This window comes from Stenotrophomonas sp. YJH_SMC_105-26 (genome assembly GCF_059368915.1).
Genome location: NZ_JCAFSD010000003.1, coordinates 121,721 through 144,793 on the forward strand (window position 1 = coordinate 121,721; position 23,073 = coordinate 144,793).

Annotated in this window: 23 protein-coding genes, 1 tRNA gene and 1 pseudogene; 12 read left to right on the plus strand and 13 right to left on the minus strand. The window is 67.6% G+C overall.

Features of this window, described 5'->3' with window-relative positions:
• From AC5P7F_RS10400 to AC5P7F_RS10420, 5 genes are all read right to left on the minus strand, one after another.
• Complete coding sequence (locus AC5P7F_RS10400; protein ID WP_164077561.1) at positions 1-429, minus strand: BLUF domain-containing protein; 429 nt, start codon at positions 427-429, stop codon at positions 1-3.
• A gap of 83 nt (positions 430-512) precedes the next feature.
• Positions 513-1,646: a hybrid sensor histidine kinase/response regulator gene (locus AC5P7F_RS10405; RefSeq protein ID WP_032957670.1), complete on the minus strand. Its 1,134-nt coding sequence runs from the start codon at positions 1,644-1,646 to the stop codon at positions 513-515.
• Complete coding sequence (locus tag AC5P7F_RS10410; RefSeq protein WP_046430340.1) at positions 1,643-2,218, minus strand: chemotaxis protein CheB; 576 nt, start codon at positions 2,216-2,218, stop codon at positions 1,643-1,645. Before AC5P7F_RS10410 ends, AC5P7F_RS10405 begins: the two co-directional genes overlap by 4 nt.
• Positions 2,218-3,042 (minus strand): CheR family methyltransferase, encoded by an 825-nt coding sequence (locus AC5P7F_RS10415; protein ID WP_053494382.1) that lies wholly within the window; start codon positions 3,040-3,042, stop codon positions 2,218-2,220. Before AC5P7F_RS10415 ends, AC5P7F_RS10410 begins: the two co-directional genes overlap by 1 nt.
• Positions 3,039-6,152 (minus strand): response regulator, encoded by a 3,114-nt coding sequence (locus tag AC5P7F_RS10420; RefSeq protein ID WP_164077562.1) that lies wholly within the window; start codon positions 6,150-6,152, stop codon positions 3,039-3,041. Before AC5P7F_RS10420 ends, AC5P7F_RS10415 begins: the two co-directional genes overlap by 4 nt.
• Positions 6,153-6,303: 151 nt before the next feature.
• On the opposite strand from AC5P7F_RS10420, the gene AC5P7F_RS10425 reads away from it, so the two are divergent.
• Together AC5P7F_RS10425 and AC5P7F_RS10430 are read left to right on the plus strand one after the other, a co-directional pair.
• A complete protein-coding gene (locus AC5P7F_RS10425; RefSeq protein ID WP_401730139.1) occupies positions 6,304-7,467 on the plus strand; it encodes a two-component system sensor histidine kinase NtrB in 1,164 nt (387 codons plus the stop codon).
• Positions 7,457-7,816: a response regulator gene (locus AC5P7F_RS10430; RefSeq protein ID WP_014646927.1), complete on the plus strand. Its 360-nt coding sequence runs from the start codon at positions 7,457-7,459 to the stop codon at positions 7,814-7,816. The genes AC5P7F_RS10425 and AC5P7F_RS10430 overlap by 11 nt, the downstream gene beginning before the upstream one ends.
• A gap of 85 nt (positions 7,817-7,901) precedes the next feature.
• Here AC5P7F_RS10430 and AC5P7F_RS10435 read toward each other — a convergent pair.
• Positions 7,902-8,795 (minus strand): annotated as a pseudogene (locus tag AC5P7F_RS10435) (helix-turn-helix domain-containing protein).
• A gap of 146 nt (positions 8,796-8,941) precedes the next feature.
• On the opposite strand from AC5P7F_RS10435, the gene AC5P7F_RS10440 reads away from it, so the two are divergent.
• Positions 8,942-9,502, plus strand: coding sequence for a GNAT family N-acetyltransferase (locus AC5P7F_RS10440; protein WP_111206794.1), 561 nt, complete (start codon positions 8,942-8,944; stop codon positions 9,500-9,502).
• A 7-nt stretch (positions 9,503-9,509) separates the two neighbouring features.
• Here the strand turns inward: AC5P7F_RS10440 and AC5P7F_RS10445 are convergent, their stop codons facing one another.
• A complete protein-coding gene (locus tag AC5P7F_RS10445) occupies positions 9,510-9,974 on the minus strand; it encodes a GNAT family N-acetyltransferase (RefSeq protein ID WP_197641357.1) in 465 nt (154 codons plus the stop codon).
• Between the two features lie 164 nt (positions 9,975-10,138).
• Between AC5P7F_RS10445 and AC5P7F_RS10450 the strand changes: the two genes are divergently transcribed.
• Entirely contained in the window at positions 10,139-11,029 is an 891-nt protein-coding gene (locus tag AC5P7F_RS10450; protein WP_164077563.1) for a dihydrodipicolinate synthase family protein, read from the plus strand.
• Positions 11,030-11,063: 34 nt separating this feature from the next.
• Here AC5P7F_RS10450 and AC5P7F_RS10455 read toward each other — a convergent pair.
• Positions 11,064-11,140 (minus strand) — tRNA-Arg (locus AC5P7F_RS10455).
• Positions 11,141-11,323: 183 nt separating this feature from the next.
• Between AC5P7F_RS10455 and amaB the strand changes: the two genes are divergently transcribed.
• From amaB to AC5P7F_RS10490, 7 genes are all read left to right on the plus strand, one after another.
• Positions 11,324-12,856: an L-piperidine-6-carboxylate dehydrogenase gene (amaB, locus tag AC5P7F_RS10460; protein WP_014646923.1), complete on the plus strand. Its 1,533-nt coding sequence runs from the start codon at positions 11,324-11,326 to the stop codon at positions 12,854-12,856.
• A complete protein-coding gene (locus AC5P7F_RS10465) occupies positions 12,856-13,695 on the plus strand; it encodes an SDR family NAD(P)-dependent oxidoreductase (RefSeq protein ID WP_197602826.1) in 840 nt (279 codons plus the stop codon). The genes amaB and AC5P7F_RS10465 overlap by 1 nt, the downstream gene beginning before the upstream one ends.
• Before the next feature lie 260 nt (positions 13,696-13,955).
• Complete coding sequence (locus AC5P7F_RS10470; protein WP_014646921.1) at positions 13,956-14,240, plus strand: DUF4190 domain-containing protein; 285 nt, start codon at positions 13,956-13,958, stop codon at positions 14,238-14,240.
• A 4-nt stretch (positions 14,241-14,244) separates the two neighbouring features.
• Positions 14,245-15,015: a methyltransferase domain-containing protein gene (locus tag AC5P7F_RS10475; protein WP_197637189.1), complete on the plus strand. Its 771-nt coding sequence runs from the start codon at positions 14,245-14,247 to the stop codon at positions 15,013-15,015.
• Positions 15,016-15,023: 8 nt separating this feature from the next.
• Positions 15,024-16,079 (plus strand): quinone-dependent dihydroorotate dehydrogenase, encoded by a 1,056-nt coding sequence (locus tag AC5P7F_RS10480; RefSeq protein ID WP_032962331.1) that lies wholly within the window; start codon positions 15,024-15,026, stop codon positions 16,077-16,079.
• A gap of 8 nt (positions 16,080-16,087) precedes the next feature.
• Positions 16,088-17,149, plus strand: a complete 1,062-nt coding sequence (murB, locus tag AC5P7F_RS10485) for a UDP-N-acetylmuramate dehydrogenase (RefSeq protein ID WP_014646918.1) — start codon at positions 16,088-16,090, stop codon at positions 17,147-17,149.
• Positions 17,150-17,181: 32 nt separating this feature from the next.
• Positions 17,182-18,069, plus strand: a complete 888-nt coding sequence (locus AC5P7F_RS10490) for an EamA family transporter (RefSeq protein ID WP_164077578.1) — start codon at positions 17,182-17,184, stop codon at positions 18,067-18,069.
• A gap of 110 nt (positions 18,070-18,179) precedes the next feature.
• On the opposite strand, the gene AC5P7F_RS10495 is transcribed toward AC5P7F_RS10490, so the two are convergent.
• The 5 genes from AC5P7F_RS10495 to AC5P7F_RS10515 form a co-directional block, all read right to left on the minus strand.
• On the minus strand, positions 18,180-19,184 hold the full coding sequence (locus AC5P7F_RS10495; RefSeq protein ID WP_069117049.1) for an aminoglycoside phosphotransferase family protein: 1,005 nt from the start codon (positions 19,182-19,184) through the stop codon (positions 18,180-18,182).
• Positions 19,185-19,283: 99 nt separating this feature from the next.
• The gene (locus AC5P7F_RS10500) at positions 19,284-20,318 is read right to left on the minus strand and encodes a heparan-alpha-glucosaminide N-acetyltransferase domain-containing protein (protein ID WP_164077565.1); all 1,035 of its coding nucleotides are present in this window, start codon (positions 20,316-20,318) and stop codon (positions 19,284-19,286) included.
• Positions 20,315-20,905, minus strand: a complete 591-nt coding sequence (locus tag AC5P7F_RS10505) for a TetR/AcrR family transcriptional regulator (protein WP_014646914.1) — start codon at positions 20,903-20,905, stop codon at positions 20,315-20,317. Before AC5P7F_RS10505 ends, AC5P7F_RS10500 begins: the two co-directional genes overlap by 4 nt.
• Before the next feature lie 96 nt (positions 20,906-21,001).
• Positions 21,002-21,805, minus strand: a complete 804-nt coding sequence (locus AC5P7F_RS10510; RefSeq protein ID WP_164077566.1) for an APH(3')-II family aminoglycoside O-phosphotransferase — start codon at positions 21,803-21,805, stop codon at positions 21,002-21,004.
• A 40-nt stretch (positions 21,806-21,845) separates the two neighbouring features.
• Positions 21,846-22,352: a DUF2938 family protein gene (locus AC5P7F_RS10515; protein WP_164077567.1), complete on the minus strand. Its 507-nt coding sequence runs from the start codon at positions 22,350-22,352 to the stop codon at positions 21,846-21,848.
• A 55-nt stretch (positions 22,353-22,407) separates the two neighbouring features.
• On the opposite strand from AC5P7F_RS10515, the gene AC5P7F_RS10520 reads away from it, so the two are divergent.
• Complete coding sequence (locus AC5P7F_RS10520) at positions 22,408-23,073, plus strand: ArsR/SmtB family transcription factor (protein WP_041863356.1); 666 nt, start codon at positions 22,408-22,410, stop codon at positions 23,071-23,073.

The following is a 23,073-nucleotide window of genomic DNA, read 5'->3' on the forward strand; positions in this document are numbered from 1 at the left end:
TCAGCCGGCGTGCAGTGCTGGCTGCACAACGTTGTCGAGCAGGTCCACCGGCGTCGGCGCGGAGCGATCACCCTGCAGCGTACGGGTAAAGCCCGACCAGTCACTGGATGACAGCTGGCGCAACAGCGCCTCCTCCACCTGCAGCGCGCGCATCGACCAGTACGGAAACTGGCGCTGGCCCAGGCGGCCGCGCGCCAGTTCAATGATGTCGATATGGCTGCCGGCCTGCAGGATGCGTTCGTAGACCGAACCGATGCCATCCGGCGGCCCTTCGATGTACTGCAGGAAACGCCCGCCGTCGTGCAGCAGCACGCCGGTCACGCCGGCCATCTTGTTGAAGCGGGCCGCATCGTCGACCAGCGCCTGCAGCCGTCGAGCGGAGAGATCCGGCAGCGCCCGGCTGACATAGGCGATCGCACGCAGTGGCATGGTGCTTCCTTGGCAATATCTGCCGCCACGGTAGCAGTTGCGGACGAGCCCGTCTCAGATCCACGCGTCGCTTGCTGAAGGATTCAGCTGGCCGCCGTTGCCGGGCTTTCAGAGCGCCGTGGCAGCGTCGCCTCGAACACCACCTGCCCCGCCTCGTTGCGCGCGCCGATGTGGCCGCCGTGCGCGCGGACGAACTGATCAACGATGTACAGGCCCAGCCCCAGGCCATTGCTGGGGTGGAAACTGGCCTTGAACGGCTCGAACAATCGCGGCAGCAGCGCGTCGTCGATCCGACCGGCGTTGCTTACCCGCAGCAGCACGCTGCGCGGATCGCGGCCGTCCACCTCCACCCTCGCCTCGCTGCCATGGGTAAGCGCGTTGCCGACCAGGTTCGCGGCGACCTGGCCAAGCCGATCCAGATCACCCTGCAGGCGGGTATCGCCCTGCATGTCGAGATGCACCCGTGCGTGGCCGTGGGCGCTGCCCGCTTCGGCCACCACGGCACGCGTCACTTCCGCAAGATCGCAGGCACTTGCCTGCAGGCGCAGGCCGCCGCTGCGGATCCGCGAAAAGTCCAGCAGCTGCTCGACCATCCGCGCCATGCGCAGGGTGCTGGCTTCCAGGTGCTTCAGGGTCTGCTGCGCACCGGCATTGTCCTCTGGAAGCTCCAGCGCCAGCTTGTCGGCACACAGCAGGATCGCCGACAGCGGCGTGCGCAGGTCATGGGTGAGCACGGCCGCCATCGTCTCGTTGAGCTTGAGCGAACGTTCCAGCGCCTCGTTGCGCGCCTTCAGCAGCTGGCGCTGCTGGTAGAGCTCGATGAAGACGTTGACCTTGCTCAGGATCACCTGCGGTGCGACCGGCTTGTGCAGGAAATCGACCGCACCGGTTTCGTAGCCCTTGAAGGCACGCACCGGGTCATCCGGCGAGGCGGTCAGGAAGATGATCGGCACATCGCGGCTGCGGTGCGAACCGCGCATCAGCTCGGCCAGGGTGAAGCCATCGATCTCCGGCATGTGCACATCCAGCAATGCCAGCGCCACCTCGTGCTCCAGCAGCAGCTCCAGCGCCTGCGCACCCGAGCCCGCAAGCAGCAGGTTCACGCCCTCGCGCTGCAGCAGCGCCTGCATGGCTACCAGGTTCTGCGGCACGTCATCGACGATCAGCAGGTTGACCGGGGTCTGCGACTGCGCAGGGTCCGGTGGCAACAGGTTCATGCAAACAACTCCTTCAGGCGACGGCACATCAGTTCAAGGGGCAGCACGGCATCGGCGCCAGCGTGCTGCAGGGCGGAGGCCGGCATCATCGATGCCTCGGCCTCCTCGGGACATTGCAGCCAGGCGCGGCCACCAGCGGCACGCACGGCGGCCACGCCTTCGCTGCCATCACTGCTGGCACCGGTCAGCAGCAAGGCCAGCACCTGCGCGCCGAACACCGCCGCCGCCGACTCGAACAGCGGATCGATGGCCGGGCGCGAAAACAGCACCGGGGCGTCGACCGACAGCGCCAGCGAACCGGCGTCTTCCACCAGCAGGTGATAGTCCGGTGGCGCAAAGGTCACCGTGCCAGGCTGCAGCGGCTGCTTGTCTTCGGCCTCGCGCACCGGCAGCGCGCAGTACGGCGCCAGCACTTCGGCGATGCGGCTGCTGCGATCGCGTGGCAGGTGCAGCACTGCCAGCACCGGCGCCGGCAGTGCCGCAGGCAGCGCGCCAAGCACCGTCTGCAGCGCTGCGACCCCCCCCGCAGAGGCCCCGATCACCAGCACGGCCGGTCGTATCGGCAGGCTCATCAGGCGACTTTCCGGTACAGGCGATGCTCGCGCGAGCAGACCTCGAACGCACCGTGGTGGCGCCCGAACTGCAGCGACTCCTTGCTGCCCAGGCCAAGGAAGCCGCGATGCACCAGCGCATCACGGAACAGGCCCACCGCGCGATCCTGCAGGTCGCGGTTGAAATAGATCAGCACGTTGCGGCACGACACCAGGTGCACTTCGGAGAATACGGTGTCGGTGGCCAGGCTGTGGTCGGCGAACACCACGTTGCGGCGCAGCTGGCGGTCGAACACCGCGCCATCGTAGGCCGTGGCGTAGTAGTCGGAGAGCGAAGCGGTGCCGCCGGCCGCCAGATAGTTGCGGCTGAACTGGGCCATGCGGTCGATGCCATAGGCACCGGCTTCGGCGGTGGCCAGCGCTGCCGGATTGATGTCGGTGGCATAGACGATGCTGCGCTCGAGCAGGCCCTCCTCGTGCAGCAGGATCGCCAGCGACCACACTTCCTCGCCGGTGCTGCAGCCAGCCACCCACAGCTTCATCGAGGGATAGGTGCGCAGCACCGGCACCACCTGCTCGCGCAGCTCACGGAAATAGGCCGGGTCACGGAACATCTCCGAGACCTGCACTGTAAAGAACTGCATCGCCTGCGCGAACAGGTCCGGCTCGTGCAGCAGGCGGTGCTGCAGGTCGGCCAGCCGCTCGCACTCGTAGCGCTGCATGGCCTGGCGGATGCGCCGCCGCAGCGACGATACCGCGTAGCTGCGGAAGTCGTAGTGGTAGCGCTGGTACAGCGCTTCCAGCAGCACCTTCAGTTCCAGGTCGAACAGCGCCTGTTCGTTCATTGCCGCGAGCACCAGACCCGGCACAGCGAGACCAGCTTGTCGACATCGATGGGCTTGGCGATGTAATCGTTGGCACCGGCCTGCAGGCATCGCTCACGGTCGTCCGGCATGGCCTTGGCGGTCAGCGCGATGATCGGCAGGTCCTGCAGGTGGCGCTGTGCGCGGATCTCGCGCATCGCGGCCAGCCCATCCTTCTCCGGCATCATGATGTCCATCAGCACCAGATCGACCTCGCGCTCGGCCAGGCGATCCACCGCTTCCTGGCCATTGCGCGCGATCTCCAGCGTGACGCCGAGCGGTTCGAGCACGCTGGACAGCGCGAAGATGTTGCGGACATCGTCTTCGGCCAGCAGCACGGTACGGCCATCGAGCACGGTGTCGCGACGGCGCGCTTCGCGCAGCAGGCGCTGCTGGTCGGTCGGCAGGCTGGCCTCGACGCTGTGCAGGAACAGGGTCACTTCATCCAGCAGGCGTTCCGGCGAACGCGCACCCTTGATGATGATGCTCTTGGAATAGCGGCGCAGGCGCTGCTCTTCCTCGCGGCTGAGCGCGCGGCCGGTATAGACGATCACCGGCGGGAAACCGACCTCATCGTTGCCGGCCATGTGTTCAAGCAGGTCGTAGCCGCTGCCGTCGGGCAGCGACAGGTCCATCACCATGCAGTCGAACGTGACCGTGCTGAGCTGTTCCAGTGCGCCGGCCAGGGTGCCCACCGCGACGATCTGCAGCTGGTCGCGGCCCAGCAGCAGTTCCAGGTTGCTGCGCAGCTCGCTGTCGTCCTCGACGATCAGCAGGCGCCGCACGTCGCGCTGGCTGGTCAGTTCCAGCTGCTCGATGGCCGTCACCAGCCGCTCGCGCGTGGTCGGCTTGATCGCGAAGCCGATCGCGCCCAGCTCGCGCGCCACCTGGCTGCGGTCCGTTGCCGAGACCACATGCACCGGGATGTGGCGGGTTTCGGGGTTGCGCTTCAGGCGCTCCAGCACGCTCAGGCCCGACACGTCCGGCAGGCCGATATCAAGCAGGATGCCGTTTGGACGCAGCTCACTGGCAAGTGTCAGCGCTTCTTCCGCCGTACCCGCCACCACGCAGTCGAAGTCCAGTTCATGGGCCAGGGCCACCAGTGCCTCGGCGAACGTGGCATCGTCCTCGACCGCCAGGATCAGGCGCCCGGCGCGCTGGCGGCGGCCGCGGTCGTCGGCCACGCCGGCCGACGCGATGGCCGGCGCCGCCGCAGTGGCAGCGCGCACCGGCGCCGGCGGCAGCACGGCCGGTGTCCGTGCCGGCGCCGGCACTGCCACGGGGGCCTCGGCAGCCTCGGCTGCGCTCGCCGCGGGGGCGCCCTGCAATGGCAGCTCCAGGATGAAGCAGCTCCCGCGCCCGGGCTCGCTGTCGACCTGGATCTGGCCGCCCATGCGCTCGGCCAGATCGCGCGAGATCGACAGGCCCAGGCCGGTACCGCCGTAGCGACGGCGGGTGCTGCCGTCGGCCTGGCGGAAGGCTTCAAAGATGACGTCCAGCTGCTCGCGGGCGATGCCGATGCCGGTGTCGCACACCTCGAACCGGATGCGGCCGTTGCCGGCCGCACGCACGTGCAGGCTGACCTTTCCGTGCTCGGTGAACTTCACCGCGTTGGCCAGCAGGTTCTTCAGGATCTGCTGCAGCCGCTGGCTGTCGACCACCAGCTGGCTCGGTGCCAGCGCATCGGCTTCGATCTGCAGGGCCAGGCCCTTCTGCCGCGCCATCGGCTCGAAGGTCTCGCGCAGGCGCTGCAGCGCGCTGTCGACCACCACCACTTCATCGGACAGTTCGACATGGCCGGCCTCGATGCGCGACAGGTCGAGGATGTCGTTGATCAGTGCCAACAGATCGTTGTTGGACGAGAGGATCGCACGGGCGTACTTCACCTGTTCCTCGGTGAGCGTGCCGTCCTTGTTGTCGGCCAGCAGCTTGGCCAGGATCAGCGAGCTGTTCAGCGGCGTGCGCAGTTCGTGCGACATGTTGGCCAGGAACTCGGACTTGTAGCGCGATGTCGCGGCCAGTTCGTTGCTGTTGCGCACCAGCTGGCTCTGCGCGACCAGCAGCGCCTGCTTCTGCGCCTCCAGCTCGTGGGTGCGCTCTTCCAGCTGCACGTTGCTCTGTTCCAGCTCGGCCTGCTGTTCTTCCAGGTGGCTCTGCGACTGCAGCAGGCTGCGGCTCTGCTCTTCCAGCTCCTCGTTGGCCACGCGCAGCTCTTCCTGCTGGGCCTGCAGCTCCTCGCCCTGGCGCTGCGACTCTTCCAGCAGCACCACCAGTTGCGCACGCAACAGCGATGCGCGCAGCGCCAGGCCGATGGTCTCGGCACAGCGCTCCAGCAGCTCGCGATCCAGATCACGCTGTTCACCGACCCGGGCGCGGCCCAGTTCGATGATGCCGACCACGGCACCATCGCTGCTGAGCGGCGCCAGGATGCGCTCGCGCACCGGCAGCCGGCCCAGGCTGGTCTGCAGTTCAAGCACGGCGGCATCGTCGCCATGCAGGTGGCGGATCCGTTCATCACGAGCGACCTGCCCGGCCAGCCCTTCGTGCAGGGCCAGCGAGGCCGGCGCGCCCGAAGGCAGCGCCATGCCACCGGTCAGCTGCAGCCGTCCGCCTTCCAGCCGATAGACCGCACCGACCTCCGCGTCCAGCTGCCCGGCCAGGCTCGTCGCAGCCGCCTCGGCGATCTGCTCCGGCCCCAGGTCACCGCGCAGGCTCGACGCCACCGCGTTCTCGGCCTCCTGCAGCCAGAGCGCGCGCATGGCCTGGCGGCGGGCCTGGATGGCGCGCGAGACGATCAGCGCGATCATCAGGAAGGCGCAGCCACCGATGGTGCGGTTGACGAACGAGAACGACGAGTTGTTGCTGGCGGGCGCCACGTTGAAGCCGATCACCAGCAGGACACAGGCGATCATCGCGACCACGAACGGCGCGCGCGCACTGCGCTGGAACACCGTGACGCCCACGGCCAGGAAATAGGCCAGCCAGACCGCGTATCCCAGCGGCACCACCAGTTCCAGCGCGATGGTCGCCGCCAGCAATACGGCAGAGGTCATCCAGATCCAGCGGTCACGCGTAGTCGCACCAGGACGCATGCAGGTCGGTTCCAGAAGGCAAAGGGTGGAAGATGGTACTCCGTGTCGCATTCAGCCGCACAGGACAAATGGCACGTGTCAGGTGTGCACGCATCCTTCACACTTGAATGCCTAGCTTCACGTCCCTCACAGGGGTAACACTTATCTACACGTGGACGCAGCTGCCTCTACGACGTCCGTGCTGACGGACCCTTCCCGACAACTGCGATTGCTGATCGACAGCGTGCGCGACCATGCGCTGTACCTGCTTGATCCTGAAGGCATCGTCTGCAGCTGGAACCCGGGCGCCGAGCGTATCAAGGGCTATTCAGCCGATGAAGTGGTGGGTACGCACTTCGGTCGCTTCTACCTGGCCACCGAGCGCGAGGCCGGCGAACCGCAGCGCCTGCTCCGCCTCGCGGCGCAGCAGGGCCATGTTGCCAGCGAGGGCTGGCGGGTACGCCGCGACGGCTCCTCGTTCCGCGCCAGCGTGGTCATCGAGCCGGTCGTTGAAGCGGGCGAACTGCTTGGCTTCGTCAAGATCACCCGCGACATCACCGAGCAATGGCAGGCACAGCGACTGCTGCGCGATGCCCAGCGTGCGCTGCGCAACACCCAGCAGTTCGAGACGGTCGGCCGGCTCAGCCGCGGCCTGTCGCACGAGTTCAACAACCTGCTGACCACCATCGGCAACGCACTGGACCTGCTGTCGCTACGCGTCCGCGGTGACGATGCACGCGCCGCCGAGCTGCTGGACGCTGCGCAGGCGGCCACCGACCGCGGCGCCCTGCTGACCCGCCAGCTGCTGGCCTTCAGCACGGGCCAGACCTTGATCCGCGAACCGCTGGACATCAACACGCTGGTACAGCAATGGCTGCCGGGCCTGCAGCGCGCCTGCCCACCCACGGTGACGCTGGACGCCTGCCTCACGCCGGGCCTGCCGCAGGTGTGCACCGACGCGATGCAGCTGCAGGCTGCCCTGGCCAACCTGGTGGCAAATGCCGTAGAGGCCACCATCGATGGCGGGCGCATCCTGATCGGCACCGCGCTGGAACATCGGCTCGACCCGGATGCGGACACTACGCTGCAACGCGGCTATGTCACCCTCAGCGTCTGTGACGAAGGCCATGGCATGGCGGCCGACATCGCCGAGCGCGCCAGCGAGCCCTTCTTCACCACCAAGGACATCGGCAAGGGCAGCGGCCTGGGCCTGAGCCAGGTGTTCGGATTCACTACCCAGAGCGGCGGCTTCGTCGATGTGTCCACCACGCCCGGTGTCGGCACGACGGTAAGCCTGCTGTTACCCGCATCAGAGGAAGCAACCCATGACCGATGAACCGATCCGCGTACTGATGGTGGAGGACCAGAACGATCTGCGCGAGATGATCGGCCTGGCCCTGCGCGATTTCGGCATCGAGGTCGCCACCACCGCCGATGGCCACGAGGCGGCGGAGCTGCTCAAGGGCGAGGCGCGTTTTGACGTGGTGTTCAGCGATGTCAGCATGCCCAACGGCATGTCCGGCATCGAACTGAGCGAGCACGTCGCCCGCGAACAGCCGCAGGCACGCATGATCCTGTCCTCCGGCTACGCGCGCTCGCAGCTGCCGCCGCTGCCGGAGCAGGTGGAGTTCCTGCCCAAGCCCTATCGCCTGCGCCAGCTGGTCGAGCTGTTGAAGCAGGATTGACCTTTCGCCAGGCCTGGCGAAGCCGATCTGCGGGTGCTGGGGCCCTACCGCCGCGACTGCGTGGTCGAACGCGTGCTGGGCGGGGCTACCGAGGATCTGCTGCCCGAAGTGCCGGCACCGCTGTTCGTATCCCACTAGCGCCGCCCTGCCCCGCACGGCGGTAGCCGGTCAGCGACTGCCCGGTGTGCCGCCGGAAGTAGCGGCACAGGTAGGACGCATCCTCGAAGCACAATCGCTCGGCGATGCGCCCGATCGGCAGCTCGCTCTAGCTCAGCAGCGCCTTGATCTCCAGCACCACCTGGCGGTCGATCAACGCCTTGGGTGTTTCACCGAAGCACTCGCGGGTCAGCTGCGAAAGATAGAACGGCGTGATGCACAACGCATCGGCATAAGACTGCACGTCGCGCTGGCGGGTACTGCGCTGGCCGACCAGTTCCCAGAAATTCCAGGCCAGGCGCTCGCGCCGGCTGACCGGCGCTGCGGCCCCTTTCTGTGCCGGCAACAGCGTGGAGAATTTCAGGAAAAAGGTCTGCAGCAGATTGCGCAGCATCACGTGCCGATAGCGGCCCCCAGTATGCTGCGCGTCCATCAGCTGCTGCAGCCAGCCCTGCAGGAGCGGCACCTCCAGCGGCGACGGCACGCAATGGGGATGCTCATGCAGGAACTTGAGCAGCGCGTTGGGCAGTACGTAGGCCACCTCCGACGCCAGCGCCTTCGGCATCAGGCAGACCACCGCCAGGAAGCCACGCGATCGCTTCCGCAGCAGCGCCAGCGTGTCCTCGGCCAGCACCAGCACGTCGTGCCGCTGCACCGCCACCTCACGGAAGTTCAGTGCGAAGCGCGCACGCCCGGACACGCACACCAGTACCGCCAGATACGCGCGCCCGAACGACAGCGGAACACCCTGCCCTTCGGCCAGCGTACTGACCTCCAGGCGCATCGATTCGTCCTGATCCAGAAGCTGGGGTATGCGGTCCATTGGCCGATCCGGCTGCATTCCGGGGCACAGCATACCTGCGCCAACGAGGCAGTTGTGAAAAGTACCGAAAACATCAAGGTCCCGCCCTGTGCCCTCCGCCCGACGCGGCCTAGCCTGTGCGCTCTCTCCCTGCCCCTGGAACGGCCATGCCGCTGCATACCGAACGCTTGATCCTGCGCCCCTGGCGCGACACCGACGCCGCCGACCTGTACGAATACGCCCGCGACCTGCGCGTCGGGCCCATCGCCGGATGGCCAGCCCACACCAGCGTCGAGGAAAGTACCGAGATCATCCGCACCGTGTTCAACCGGCCGGAGGTCTATGCCCTGCAGAGCCGCGAAGATGGCCACGCCATCGGCTGCGTCGGCATCCTGATCGGTGCCGACAGCAACTTCGAGATCGGCGAACGCGAAGGCGAGATCGCCTACTGGATCGGCGTACCGTACTGGGGGCGCGGCCTGGTGCCCGAAGCAGTGCGCGAAGTGATGCGGCACGCCTTCCTCGGCCTGCGCCTGGACGCACTGTGGTGCGGCTACTTCGCCGACAACCTGCAGTCCCTGAGCGTACAGAGCAAATGCGGTTTCCAGCATCACCATACCGAAGTGAACAAGTTCAACAGCTTCCTCGGCGACTACCGCACCGAACACATCAGCCGCATCACCCGCGAGCAATGGCAGGCGCAACAGGCTTCCGTGCTGCGCGCGTGATCACCACTCAGCCGGCACGGTGCTGCATGAACAGCAGTTCCGGCGTCGAAGCGTCTTCCATCGGCTGAAAGCCCAGGTCGCGGTACAGGGTCACCGCCGCGACGTTGTCACGATAGACACGCAGGGTCAGCCGCTCCGCCCCGGGCGACTGCAACGCCTGCGCCATCAGCGCCTGCATCAGTACACGTCCCAGTCCACGCCCGCGTGCCCGCGGCGAAACGATGATGCGGCCCAGGTGCAGCGTGCCGGAGGTCGTTGGCCAGTACTGGCCGAAACCAAGGCAGTGGCCATGCGCATCCAGCAGCACCCAGCCCGGGCGCTGCTGCAGTTGCAGTGCGTGCGCGAATGCGTCCGGCACGAGCGGATACGCCACGCCGGTACCGGCCCAGCGCCGGGTTGCGCTGGCCGAATCCAGCCACGCGCCGATGGCGGCGAAGTGCGGAGGCTGCACGGGGCGAAGGTACTCACTCATGGCGTGCCCGCAAGGAAGGATGGCCGCCATGGTGCGCGATCCCGGTGGCCGGATCACGTTGCACGGCAGCGCTTGAATTTTGTCCTAGGACAATAAACAATGCCAGCCGTCCAGGGTCGCCGCTGCAGACAACCTCCCTTCGCCCTCTGCCTTCGGGGTTAGCCATGATCCACGGCCTCAGCGCCTTTCCTCTTACGCCGATGAACGAATCGAGCATCGACCTGCACGCCTTCGCCGGGCTGGTCGAGCGTCTCGCGGCCGCTGGCGTGGGGTCGATGGGCGTGCTCGGCTCCACCGGCAGCTACGCCTACCTGGAAAAGGCCGAGCGCATGCGCGTGCTGCGCGAAGCGTTGGCCCATTCGGGCGATGTCCCGGTCATCGTCGGCATCGGTGCGCTGCGCACCCGCGATGTGCTGGCGTTGGCCCGGGACGCGGAAGATGCGGGTGCAGCCGGCCTACTGCTGGCACCCGTGTCCTACCAGCCATTGAAGGAGCACGAGGTCTACACGCTCTTCGAATCGGTGTGCACGGCGGTGGGCACACCGATCTGTGTCTACGACAATCCCGGCACCACCCACTTCCGGTTCAGCGATGAACTGCATGGGCGGATCGCCGCCCTGCCCAACATCGCCTCGATCAAGATCCCACGCCTTTCCGACGATCCTGCCGAAGCAGCGGCGCGCGTCACCGCACTGCGCGCCCATCTTCCAGCGCATGTCACGCTGGGCATCAGCGGCGACGCAGCCGCCGTGCGCGGGCTGGCCGCTGGCTGCGATGGCTGGTACTCGGTAACCGGCGGGCTGTTCCCCGGGGTGGTGCAGCAGATCACCCGCGCGGCCGGCACCGGCGACATGGCGACGGCGCAGGCCGTGTCGGCGAGGCTGGCGCCGCTCTGGGCGCTGTACGACCGCTTCGGTGGCATCCGCGTCATGGCATGCGCGGCGGCACTGATGGGCCTGTGTGCGGAGGACTGCCTGCCACGGCCGCTGCTTGGGCTGCGAGGCGAAGAGCGTGCGCACGTGGCGCAGGTACTGCGCGGCCTGGAGCTGCTGTAGCGCTCGAAGAAGGGCGTCCCGGGCAGCGCGTGGATGGTGACCCCGGCCCGATTCGAACGGGCGACCTTCCCCTTAGGAGGGGGACGCTCTATCCAGCTGAGCTACGGGGCCATGCAGCCGGGAAGTTTACAGGCAACGTGCCCTGCCCTCCAAGCATTCATGTTCGGCCGGGCCTGGCTGGCGCGTTGCACCATGGCCGATCGGGGCGCTCTGCTACCATCGGCGATTCAGTTCATCGCGTCCCCCACCTGCCCGCGATGGCGCCAAACAACGTAACGAAATACAGGAGTCTGCATGTCTTCCGAGCTGCTCAAGTCCCTTGGCCTGGACGCGATCAACGCTGGCACGTACCTGGGCAACGGGGAGTGGTCGAGCGCGACCAGCGGTGAGCTGATCACCCCGGTCAACCCGACCACCGGCGAGCCGATCGCGCAGGTCCGCGCGACCACCGAGGCCGAGTACGAGACCGTCGTGGCCCGCGCCCAGGAAGCCTTCAAGGTCTGGCGCACCACGCCGGCCCCGCGCCGCGGTGAAGCCGTGCGCCTGTGCGGTGAAGCACTGCGCAGGCACAAGGACGCCCTGGGTTCGCTGGTTGCGCTGGAAATGGGCAAGAGCAAGCCGGAAGGCGATGGCGAAGTGCAGGAGATGATCGACATCGCCGATTTCGCCGTGGGCCAGAGCCGCATGCTGTACGGCTACACCATGCATTCCGAGCGCCCCGGCCACCGCATGTACGAGCAGTACCACCCGCTGGGCCTGGTCGGCATCATCTCGGCCTTCAACTTCCCGGTCGCGGTGTGGAGCTGGAACTCGTTCCTGGCCGCCATCTGTGGCGACGTGTGCATCTGGAAGCCGTCCAACAAGACGCCGCTGACCGCCATCGCCTCGCTGAAGATCTGCAACGACGCCCTGCGCGAAGCCGGCTTCCCGGACATCTTCTTCCTGATCAACGATGCCGGCACCGCGCTGTCGGAAAAGATGGTCGATGACCGCCGCGTGCCGCTGATCAGCTTCACCGGCTCGACCCAGGTCGGCCGCACCGTCAACGAGAAGGTCGCGCGCCGCCTCGGCCGCTGCCTGCTGGAACTCGGCGGCAACAACGCCATCATCCTGGACGAAACCGCCGACCTGAAGCTGGCCGTGCCGGGCATCGTGTTCGGCGCTGTCGGCACCGCCGGCCAGCGCTGCACCACCACCCGCCGCCTGATCGTGCACCGCTCGATCTACGCCGACGTGCTGGCCACCCTGGTCAAGGCCTACAAGCAGGTGGAAGGCAAGATCGGCGACCCGACCGATGCGGCCAACCTGATGGGCCCGCTGAACAGCGAAGGCGCCGTGCAGCAGTTCCTCGATGCGATCGCCCAGGCCAAGGCGGCCGGCGGCACCATCGAAACCGGTGGCAGCCGCATCGACCGCCCGGGCAACTTCGTGTTGCCGGCCATCGTCTCCGGCCTGAAGAACAGCGACGCCGTGGTCCAGCACGAGACCTTCGCGCCGATCCTGTACGTGATGCCGTACGACACCCTCGATGAAGCCATCGACATGCAGAACGGCGTGCCGCAGGGCCTGTCGTCCTCGATCTTCACCCAGAACCTGAAGACTGCCGAGAAGTTCCTGTCGGCCGCCGGCAGCGACTGCGGCATCGCCAACATCAACATCGGCACGTCCGGTGCGGAGATCGGCGGCGCCTTCGGTGGCGAGAAGGACACCGGCGGTGGCCGCGAATCCGGTTCGGATGCGTGGAAGGTCTACATGCGCCGCCAGACCAACACCATCAACTATTCGGATTCGCTGCCGCTGGCCCAGGGCATCAAGTTCGACCTGTGATGGCGAACGACGAGGACACGTCCGTGGGTCAGAGCCCCTCCGGGGATCTGGCCCCAGCGAGGGGTCGGATCCCCGCAGGGGCTCCGACCCTCGATTTCAGCGGCCGCCGCGTGCTCATCGCCGGCGGCAGCAAGGGCATTGGCCGTGAAATGGCGCTGGCCTTTGCCGGCGCCGGCGCACAGGTCTCGGTCTGCGCCCGCGGCCAGGCCGGCCTGGATGCCCTGCGTGCCGATGCACGGGCGCAGGGCTTCGAACTGCACGCGTTTTCCACCGATCTGGCCGATCCCGGCCAGATCCAGGCCTGGCTGCAGGCCGCCGCCGATGCCCTCGGCGGTATCGATGTACTGGTCAACAATGCCACCGGCTACGGCATGGCCGACGACGAGGACGGCTGGGCGGCCAGCCTGCAGATCGACCTGATGGCGGCCGTGCGTGCCTCGCGTCTGGCACTGCCATGGCTGCGTGCCTCCAGCGACGCCTGCATCCTCAATCTGTCGTCGATTGCCGCGCAGCAGCCGCGCCCCGGTGGCGCGCCCTACGCCGCTGCCAAGGCGGCACTTTCGCACTACACCACGTCACAGGCGCTGGCGCTGGCCAAGGACCGGATCCGGGTCAATGCCATCGCCCCGGGCTCGATCGAGTTCGATGACGGCCTCTGGGACCGTCGTCGCGTCGAGGATCCCGCGCTGTACCACGGCACCCTGGCGAAGATTCCGTTCGGCCGCTTCGGCCACCCGCGCGAGATCGCCGACGCCGCCCTGTTCCTGTGCTCGCCGCTGGCGCGCTGGGTCACCGGTAGCGTGCTCAATGTGGATGGCGGCCAGGTGTTGATGGGCTGATACCGGCACTTCGGTAGCCGCCAACCCTGGTTGGCATGCCTTTCGTCGACCAAGGTCGACGCCTACCAGGGCCGAAATCCCTTCGTCGACCAAGCTCGACGCCTACCAAGGCCGAAATCCCTTTCGTCGACCAAGGTCGACGCCTACCAGGGCCGATATGCCTTTCGTCGACCAAGGTCGACGCCTGCCATCCCATCCGCCGGGCATGGGATTGCCGGGGCAGAGGCACTATCATGTGCACACTGCCAAGGAGGACCCCGATGAGCGTGGCACCCCGACAGACAAGCGCCCTGGCCGTGGTCAGCCTGGTCATGGGCATCGCCAGCTGGACCGTCCTGCCCTTCGTGGCCAGCATCGTCGCCATCATCACCGGCCACATGGCCCGCGCCGAAATCCGCCGCCGCCCGCACGAACTGGAAGGCGATGGCCTGGCCGTCACCGGCCTGGTGCTGGGCTGGGTCATGGTCGGCGCGGCACTTGCCGCCATCGTGGTCTTCATCCTGTTCTTCGGCGGCCTGGCGTGGCTGGCGGCGGTGTCGAACTGACGCCATGACCGCCTCCGACAGCACTGAACGCTTCAGCAGCCGCGTCGCCGACTACGTCCGCTACCGGCCCGACTACCCACCCGCGCTGCTGGAGTGGCTGCATGGCCCGATGGGTGTCAGCCAGCAGGCGCGTGTGGCTGACATCGGCGCCGGTACCGGCATTTCCAGCCGCCTGTTCCTGGCCAGCGGCCATCCTGTTGTCGCGGTTGAGCCCAATGCGGCCATGCGGGGCGCGGCCGAAGAATGGCTGGCACCGCAGTACCCGCAGTTCCGTGCGGTGGACGGCCGCGCCGAGGCCACCGCGCTGGACGATGCCAGCATCGATCTGGTCAGCGTCGCGCAGGCCTTCCATTGGTTCGACACCGTGGCGGTACGCGCCGAGTGGCAGCGCATCCTGCGCCCCGGCGGCCAGGCCCTCATCTACTGGAATTCTCGCCTGCTCGATGCCAGTCCGTTCCTGATCGGCTACGAACAGCTGCTGCTGGACTACGGCACCGACTACACCGCTGTGGCCGAGCGCTACCAGGACGACGCGACCATGCAGGCCTGGTTCGGCGCTGGCCTGCGCGGCAGGGTGGAGCTGCCGAACGTGCAGTACCTGGACTTCGACGCCCTGCGCGGGCGCCTGCTGTCCTCCTCCTACGCCCCTCAACCCGGTCATTCGCGCCACGCACCGATGATCGACGCTCTGCAGCACCTGTTCGCCGCCCACGCGGTCGACGGCCAGGTCGCTTTTGAATATCGAACCCGAGCCTTCCTCGGCACGCTGGACTGAACCGACGCATGTATTCGCTTGCCCGCCCCTTCCTGTTCTCGCTCGACGCCGAGCGCGCCCACGGCCTTGGCCTGTCCGCACTGGACCTGGCCTATCGCACCGGCACCACGCCGCTGCTGGCCGCACGCATCGCGCCGATGCCCAGCACGGTGTTCGGGCTGACGTTCCCCAACCCGGTCGGCCTGGCCGCCGGCCTGGACAAGAACGGGGAGCACATCGATGCGCTGTTCGCGCTCGGCTTCGGCTTCGTCGAAATCGGCACGATCACCCCGCGCCCGCAGGCCGGCAATCCGCAGCCGCGCCTGTTCCGCCTGCCGGAACACAACGCGATCATCAACCGCATGGGCTTCAACAATGCGGGCGTGGACGCGCTGGTGCGCAACGTCGAACGCGCGCGCAACCGCCGCGGCCTGCTCGGCATCAACATCGGCAAGAACAAGGACACCCCCAACGAACAGGCCGTGGACGATTACATCGCCTGCCTGGACAAGGTGTACGCGCTGGCCGACTACATCACTGTCAACATTTCCTCGCCCAACACCGCCGGCCTGCGTGAACTGCAGGAAGAAACCGCGCTGCGCCAGCTGGTCAGCCAGTTGCGTGACCGCCAGGAAGAGCTCGCGGCCCGCCACGGCCGCCGCGTACCGATGCTGGTGAAGGTGGCACCGGACCTCAGCGAGCGCGACATCGATGCCGCCGCCCGCGTGCTGGGCGAGCTGCAGGTGGACGGCGTGATCGCCACCAACACCACCATCGACCACAGCAAGGTGGCCGGCGATCCGCTGGCCAACGAGGCCGGTGGCCTGTCCGGCGCGCCGGTGCTGGAGCAGTCCACGCTGGTGCTGCGCCGCCTGCGCTCGCGCCTGCCCGAGTCGGTGCCCTTGGTCGGCGTCGGCGGCATCCTGTCCGGTGCCGATGCCGTGGCCAAGATGGCGGCCGGTGCCGCGCTGGTGCAGTGCTACAGCGGCCTGATCTTCCGTGGACCGGCGCTGGTTTCCGAATGCGTGGAGGCGATCCGTCGCCGCCGCGAAGCGCCCAGCCGCGGCGCGGTGGCTCCACTGTGAGCGCGCCCATGGACACCATCGACGGCAACGCCCCGCTGCGCTGGACGCTCACCCAAAATGCGCCGCTGCAGGGACTGAACACCTTCCACGTGCAGGCCAATGCGGAACAGCTGCTGGAACTGCACGATGCCGCGCTGCTGCCGGAGGTGCTGGCACTGCCCGAGGTGGCCAACGGCCCACTGCTGGTGCTGGGTGCCGGCAGCAACGTCCTGATCGCCGAGGACCTGCCCGGTACCGTGCTGGTGTTCGGCAACCGCGACATCAGTTTCCTTGAACACCGCGCCGACCATGCCGTGATCCGCGCCGGCGCCGGCGTGCCCTGGCATGGCCTGGTGATGTGGTCGCTGCAGGAAGGCCTGTCCGGCCTGGAAAACCTGGCGCTGATTCCCGGCACCGCCGGTGCCGCACCGATCCAGAACATCGGCGCCTATGGCGCGCAGGTCGGCGAGTTCATCCAGGCGGTCGAAGCCTGGGACTGCCAGGAACAGGCCTGGGTGCGCCTGGATAACGAACAGTGTGGTTTCGCCTACCGCGACAGCGTGTTCAAGCAACAGCCCGATCGCTACCTGATCACCGCCATCGAACTGAAACTGCCACTGCTGCACGATCTGCGCATGGACTACGCCGGCATCCGCGAAGAGCTGCAGGCGCAGGGCGTGGTGCTGCCGGGCGCGGTGGACGTGGCCAATGCGGTGATCGCGATCCGCCGCCGCAAGCTGCCCGACCCGGAGGTACTCGGCAATGCCGGCAGCTTCTTCAAGAACCCGGTGCTGCCGCTGGAGCAGGTCGACGTGCTGCTGCAGCATTTCCCCGACCTGCCGGTGTTCCCGGCCGAGCAGGACGACAAGCGCAAGGTCTCGGCGGCCTGGATGATCGAATCCTGCGGCTGGAAGGGCTTCCGCGACGGCGATGCCGGCGTGGCTCCCAGCCACGCGCTGGTGCTGGTCAACCACGGCAATGCCAGCGGCGCTGAACTGCTGGCGCTGGCGCGCCGCATCTCGGCCTCGGTGCTGGAGAAGTTCGGCGTGCCGATCGAACCGGAGCCCCGCCTGCTCGGCGCACAGTGGTGAACAGCCCCACCCTTTCCCCCAGCGCCACCCCGATGCGGGCGGCGCTGCTGATGCTCGGCAGCACGATGGCGTTCGGCCTGATGGCGGTGGCGATCCGCTATGCCACGCGCTACGTGCCCACCCAGGAAGTGGCGTTCTTCCGCAACGCCTTCGGCCTGCTGGCGCTGCTGCCGATGCTGCTGCGGCCCGGCCGTGCGCCCTTGAAGACGCAGCAGCTGCCACGCTATTTCGTGCGCAGTGCAATCGGCCTGGGCTCGATGCTGTGCGCATTCTGGGCGCTGGGTCACCTGCCGTTGGCGCAGGCGGTTTCGCTCTCCTATTCCACGCCGCTGTTCGTCACCATTGCCGCCGTGCTGTGGCTGGGTGAAACCGTGCGCGTGCGCCGCTGGGCCGCGGTCGTGGTCGGCTTCATCGGCGTGCTGGTGATCGTGCGTCCCGGCACCGCCGGCTTCACCGCCGGCAGCCTGGTCGCGGTGGGTGCGGCGGTACTCAGCTCGCTGGTGGCGATCCAGATCAAGCAGCTGACCCGCATCGACAGTGCCGATACCGTGGTGCTCTATACCTACGTGTTCTGGGTGCCGCTGTCGCTGGTGCCGGCGCTGTTCGTCTGGGCCTGGCCAACCGGGTCGGCCTGGCTGTGGCTGCTGGCCACCGGCGTGCTCGGCACCGTCGGCCAGCTGTTGTGGACCCGCGCGCTACGGCTGGGCGAAGTCTCCGCCCTGACCCCGATCAGCTTCCTGCAGCTGCCACTGGTAACGCTGTTCGGCTGGCTGCTGTTCAACGAAACGGTGGACCGCTGGACGATCATCGGTGCCGGCATCATCCTCGCCGCCAACGCCTACATCGCCCACCGCGAAGCCGTGCTGTCACGCCGCGCTGCAAGCGCGGCGGCCTCTGCAGCGGCCAAGCCCGCAGAGTAGATCCACACCCCGCGCAGACACCGCGGCCCCCTGTAGAGCCGAGCCATGCTCGACTCATCGCGCAGCATGAGGATTCATCGTAGAAAATGCCATGCACGCATGGCGTGGATCTACAGCGCGCGATACACCCGCTCTGCCGCGTCGAATACATTGCCCGGTGCGAACTGTTCGCTGAGGAAATGCAGCGACTGCCGGCGCAGCTGCGGCGAACGGTCCTCTCCATCGCTGCCCAGCAGGACCTGCTGGAACTCGATCAGGTCCTGCAGGATGCGCCAGTGCCGGTACCAGGCGATCCAGCGTGGATCGCCGCGGTCACTGCCATAGCCTTCCTCGAATCCCAACGGGTTCTCGCGCCCCCAGCGCCCACCGACCGCGCCACCGATGAACATCAGGTCGCGCTCGCGCGGGGCCAGCGACAGGCCATCCCAATCGATCAGGTGCAGGCTGCCGTCATTGCCCATCAGCAGATTGCCGGCATGCAGGTCGGTGTGGCACAGGTGCAGCCGCACCGGGACATCCTGCAACGCCGCGTGCAGCTGCAGTGCCTGCGCATGCAGCGCCGCGATGCGCGCATGCTGCTGGTCCCAGACGGATACGAAGGCCCGGCCCAGCCCATCCCTGGCGGCCGCCAGGCCCTCGCCGGCCAGCCATTGCCCGACCGTATCAAGCGCCGCGGTTTCCATCCGCAGGCTCGGCAGCGCCTTCTGCAGCGCCGGTGGCGGGCACGCCTCGTGCAGGCGCCGCAGCACCTCGCCCAATCGTTGCCACTGCGTGCGGCTCAACGCCGCCTCGAAGCCGGACTGGCCTTCCACATACGGGAACAGGGTGAACTGCAGGCCCCAGCGCTGCACTGACGCTCCACCGGTCAGGGCCGGCCAGGGCGCGACGATTTCCTCGATGCCCAGCGTGCCGCGCAGCCAATGCAGGGTGTCCCAGACGGCAGGGGCAACCTGGTAACTGCGGCACTTCAACCACCATTGCCCGCGCCGTGCATCGATGCGATACACACTGGCGTTGGCATCGGCGCCAACCGGGCGTGGCACCACGGCATTGGCGGTGATGCCATAGGACTGCTGAAGGACTTCGCCGAGATGCTGCGCCGAAGCGAATGACATGGATGCAAGCGGAGAGTATTACCTGCCGCCACTATCGCAGATGCGCGGGCCGCGACACAGACATGTCCGTCACAACATCGTGCCTGCGCGACCAAAGTGCTAGCCGGCGACGCGTCGCATCACCGCTTCCAATGGGCCCCGCGCGAACCGCCAGGACCACAGCCACGCTGCGCCCGTGGCCAGCATCAGGAACAACAATGCCCACAGCAGCACCGACGCGAGCGACGCATTGCCATCGAGCAGGCCCAGGCCTTCCAGCGTGCCCATGCCCAGCAGGATATGGCCGACGTACAGGGTCAGGGTCATGCGCCCGGCCGCGGTGAACGGTTCCAGCCAGTCACCCGGTCGTACACGCGTCAGCCACAGGCAGGCTGCAATGACACTGCAGGCCGCGCCCGCGCCTGTGAGTACGTAGGCCGGTCCCGGTGGCATCGGCTGCGTTCCCAGCCACGCCTGCCAGGGCGTTCCCTGCGCAAGCTGCTGCACGCCATGTCCAGCCACGATCAGCATCAGGCCCAGCACCAGCAGCGCGCGCTGGACCCGCGGTTGCGACAGTTGCAGCCGCGCCAGCAGCATGCCCAGCAGGAAGAAGCACAGCCACGGCAGCAGCGGATGGAACCCGTTGAACAGCAGGTTGCGGGCCGCGCCCGGCCATTGCCACAGACCGGCGTATTCCAGCGTCTGCCAGTTCCATCCCTGGCTGTAGTCCCAGTGCAGCAACGCCCAGAACGAACAGGCCGCGATCCCCACGATGCTGGCCAGCAACACCCGCGGCGAGGCCCGCAGCCACAGCACGGCCAGCGCGAAATACACCGCGTAGTAATGCAGGATATCGGCCGGGAACAGCGTCAGGTTGAGCAGGCCCAGCACCAGCAGGAACAGTGCGCGCCGCCAGGTCTGCACACTGGCCGGCCACCAACCCTGCCGATGCGTGCCCAGTACCAGGCCCAACCCGGCCAGCGTAACGAACGTCGCCGAAGCCTTGCCTTCCAGAAAGTGGAAGACGCCTGCCAACCATCCGGCGCCCTCTGCCGGCACGGCCATCGCCAGGCGGAAGTTGACCAGCACCATGCCGGCCAAGGCCAGGTAACGCGCCAGATCAACGCCGTGCAGTCGCCGGTCGACGGCGCTCATGCGCGTGCGCCCAGCAGCAGCGCAAGCAGGCCGAGATCCAGCGATGCCTCATCGGTGCCCCCGGCTTCGCCCAGCCCTCGGCGCAGGGCATCGCTTTCGATGGCATCCAGCAGCACCTGTGCCTGCAGTGCCGGGGCCAGCACGGGGCGCCGACGTTCGCGCCGTGCCACCTGCTGCAGGGCTTCGGCCAGCGTCGCCTGCAATTGCCTGCGATTGGCCGCAAATGCCTCGGCCACGGCCGGATTGCGTGCGCTCTCGGCCAGCACTTCGACGGCGAGCGTTGCCCACTCCGGTTGCCGGCACAGTGCGTGGAAGTCCTGAAGGAAAACCAGCACCCGTGCGCGCTCGCCATCGGACGCGGCCAGTCGCTGCAGCAACGGTGCCAGTTCCTCGCCTTCGGCCACGGCCACCGCAAGGATGATCGCCTCCTTGCCCGGGAAGTGGTTGTAGAGATTGCCGAGGCTGACGCCGGCCGCCTGCGCGATGTCACGCATGCTGGTCTGGTGGAAGCCCTTCACGAGGAAACACTGCAGGGCGGCCTGCAGGATCTGCGCGATGCGTTGCTCGTTGCGGTCGGCTCGGTTCATGCCACAAATAGTGAACGAACGTTCGTCCACTTTTAAGGGCGCCCGGATCCGCCGGCAGGGCACCGTTCAGCCCTGCCTACGCTGCCCTCCGAGGTTTCAGAAGAACTCGTCGAGAAGACGGTAGAACGCCAGCCGCCGTTCGTCGGGCACAACGCCATAGCGCCGGAACAGCGGCGCGACCCAGCGCGTGTCGCCGAAGTTGTGGACCAGGCTGCGCGCGGCGAGCGCCAGATCCTGGTAGCGATCGGCCACACCCAGCCGGCCACAGTCGATGAAACCGCTGAAACGGCCTTCGGCTGCCAGCAGGTTCGGCAGGCAGGCGTCGCCGTGGCTGACCACCAGATCCTCGTGATTGGGCCGGGTAGCGCGCAGTTCGGCGAACACCTGCTGTGCGCTCTGCCCCAGGCGCTCGTCATCGAAGTCATCGGCGTCGACCAGGCCCGCCTCGACCCGTGCCTGCGCGGCCTGCAGGCGCGAGGCCAGCCGCTGGTCGAACGGACAGGCCGCCACAGGTATGGCATGCAGGCCCCGCAGCGCATCGGCCAGCAGTTCCACCAGGCGCTGGGGCGGAAGCTCAGGCGACGAGGCCAGGTCGCGGCCGGGCAGCGCGCTCATCAGCAACCAGCGCCGGCCCGCTTCTTCGGCAGTGGCAATCACTGCAGGCGCCGGCTGCCCCTGGCCTTGCAGCCAACGCAGGCGGGCAATTTCATCGCCCAGCTCACTGAAGGCGTCGATCACTTCCGATTTCAGGAAGGCATCAGCCTGTCCCGGGCGATGCACACGGGCGACGTCTGCGCGCGATACGCCGATCGACTGTCGCTCGATGCGCGCATCGGCCAATGTTTCCCGCCACGCCCACGGCAGCGGCATGCCATCAGTGAAGGGATCGGGTGCTTCCATGGCGGGATGCTCCTGCTGCCGGTGACCCACGGATTCTCGCTCATCCTGCACGGACCCCGGCCAACAGCAGCGCGGAAAGGTACATGCCTGCGCCGAACACGCTGTGTGCCACCAGGCTGCGCAGCCGCGCCTTGCCAGGCGCCGGGGTCTTCGAAGCGGCAATGCCGGCGCCCATGCCCGGCTGCAGGATGAAGAACGGCGCGGCAACGCTGAGAATGCCGAAGGCCAGCGCCGGCCACAGGGTCGGTGCCTGCACCCAACCGTTCCCGACCACGGCCAGCAACACCGCGGCGAAGACCACACCGATCACGTAATGCGCGGTCCACCCCAGCGCGCGCTCGCCGGCCACCGGCAGCGAACGACCAATGCCCTCATGGCGGAAGCGCCCACGCCGCAGGTGGCCGAGCCAGCGGCCGACCATCGCAAAATCCAGCGACGGAATGCCGAGCAGCCTGCACTGCAGCAACGCCCACAGATCCATCAGCGCGGTCGCGCCCACGCCGATCACTACCGCATCGATCACCAATGTCGTCGCGCAGCCACTCATTCCGCCAACCTTCAATTATTTGCTTGAATGATAGAGCGATGCTAGCGTGCCCGGCATGAACGCTGCAACCGAGCTGCCGCCGTCCGCGCTGGAAGCGCTGGCCGAGATCGCCCGCACCCTGGGCCACCCGCACCGCCTGGCCCTGCTGGAGCACATCGCCCAGGGCGAGCGTGCGGTCGAGCGCCTGGCCGAACTGAGTGGCCTGTCGGTGGCCAATACCTCCCAGCACCTGCAGCAGCTGCGTCGTGCCGGCCTGGTGCAGACCCGCCGTGACGGCAAGCGCATCCTCTACCGCAGCGCTGACGGCCCACTGGCCAACCTGCTGGCCGCGCTGCGCGACTATGCCGACCACCAGCGCAGCGAAATGCAGGGCGTCCTCACCGACAGCCTGCAGCGCCGCGATGCACTGGAAGGGCTGACCGTCGAGCAGCTGCTGGAGCAACGCGACAGCGTGGTACTGCTGGACGTGCGGCCGCGCGAGGAATTCGATCTGGGCCACCTGCCCGGCGCGCTGAACATTCCCGCTACGGAACTGCACGCGCGGATGGACGAACTGCCGCGCGCCGTCCACATTGTCGCGTACTGCCGCGGGCCCTACTGCGTGCTGTCCAACGATGCAGTGATGATGCTGCGCGAAGCCGGCCTCAGCGCGCAGCGACTGGCCGCCGGCTATCCCGAATGGAAGGCCGCAGGCCTCCAGGTTGAACTGCCCCGACACTGA

Bases quoted from the DNA above. Each gene is read 5' to 3' on its own strand.
- AC5P7F_RS10475 (WP_197637189.1), top strand. From the start codon at position 14,245: ATGACCGCCTCCGACAGCACTGAACGCTTCAGCAGCCGCGTCGCCGAC.
- AC5P7F_RS10430 (WP_014646927.1), top strand. From the start codon at position 7,457: ATGACCGATGAACCGATCCGCGTACTGATGGTGGAGGACCAGAACGAT.
- AC5P7F_RS10510 (WP_164077566.1), bottom strand. From the start codon at position 21,805: ATGGAAGCACCCGATCCCTTCACTGATGGCATGCCGCTGCCGTGGGCG.
- AC5P7F_RS10400 (WP_164077561.1), bottom strand. From the start codon at position 429: ATGCCACTGCGTGCGATCGCCTATGTCAGCCGGGCGCTGCCGGATCTC.
- amaB (WP_014646923.1), top strand. From the start codon at position 11,324: ATGTCTTCCGAGCTGCTCAAGTCCCTTGGCCTGGACGCGATCAACGCT.
- AC5P7F_RS10465 (WP_197602826.1), top strand. From the start codon at position 12,856: ATGGCGAACGACGAGGACACGTCCGTGGGTCAGAGCCCCTCCGGGGAT.
- AC5P7F_RS10440 (WP_111206794.1), top strand. From the start codon at position 8,942: ATGCCGCTGCATACCGAACGCTTGATCCTGCGCCCCTGGCGCGACACC.
- AC5P7F_RS10505 (WP_014646914.1), bottom strand. From the start codon at position 20,905: ATGAACCGAGCCGACCGCAACGAGCAACGCATCGCGCAGATCCTGCAG.
- AC5P7F_RS10450 (WP_164077563.1), top strand. From the start codon at position 10,139: ATGATCCACGGCCTCAGCGCCTTTCCTCTTACGCCGATGAACGAATCG.
- AC5P7F_RS10445 (WP_197641357.1), bottom strand. From the start codon at position 9,974: ATGAGTGAGTACCTTCGCCCCGTGCAGCCTCCGCACTTCGCCGCCATC.
- AC5P7F_RS10415 (WP_053494382.1), bottom strand. From the start codon at position 3,042: ATGAACGAACAGGCGCTGTTCGACCTGGAACTGAAGGTGCTGCTGGAA.
- AC5P7F_RS10420 (WP_164077562.1), bottom strand. From the start codon at position 6,152: ATGCGTCCTGGTGCGACTACGCGTGACCGCTGGATCTGGATGACCTCT.
- AC5P7F_RS10515 (WP_164077567.1), bottom strand. From the start codon at position 22,352: ATGAGTGGCTGCGCGACGACATTGGTGATCGATGCGGTAGTGATCGGC.
- AC5P7F_RS10470 (WP_014646921.1), top strand. From the start codon at position 13,956: ATGAGCGTGGCACCCCGACAGACAAGCGCCCTGGCCGTGGTCAGCCTG.
- AC5P7F_RS10500 (WP_164077565.1), bottom strand. From the start codon at position 20,318: ATGAGCGCCGTCGACCGGCGACTGCACGGCGTTGATCTGGCGCGTTAC.
- AC5P7F_RS10405 (WP_032957670.1), bottom strand. From the start codon at position 1,646: ATGAACCTGTTGCCACCGGACCCTGCGCAGTCGCAGACCCCGGTCAAC.
- AC5P7F_RS10520 (WP_041863356.1), top strand. From the start codon at position 22,408: ATGAACGCTGCAACCGAGCTGCCGCCGTCCGCGCTGGAAGCGCTGGCC.
- AC5P7F_RS10480 (WP_032962331.1), top strand. From the start codon at position 15,024: ATGTATTCGCTTGCCCGCCCCTTCCTGTTCTCGCTCGACGCCGAGCGC.
- AC5P7F_RS10490 (WP_164077578.1), top strand. From the start codon at position 17,182: ATGCGGGCGGCGCTGCTGATGCTCGGCAGCACGATGGCGTTCGGCCTG.
- murB (WP_014646918.1), top strand. From the start codon at position 16,088: ATGGACACCATCGACGGCAACGCCCCGCTGCGCTGGACGCTCACCCAA.
- AC5P7F_RS10495 (WP_069117049.1), bottom strand. From the start codon at position 19,184: ATGTCATTCGCTTCGGCGCAGCATCTCGGCGAAGTCCTTCAGCAGTCC.
- AC5P7F_RS10410 (WP_046430340.1), bottom strand. From the start codon at position 2,218: ATGAGCCTGCCGATACGACCGGCCGTGCTGGTGATCGGGGCCTCTGCG.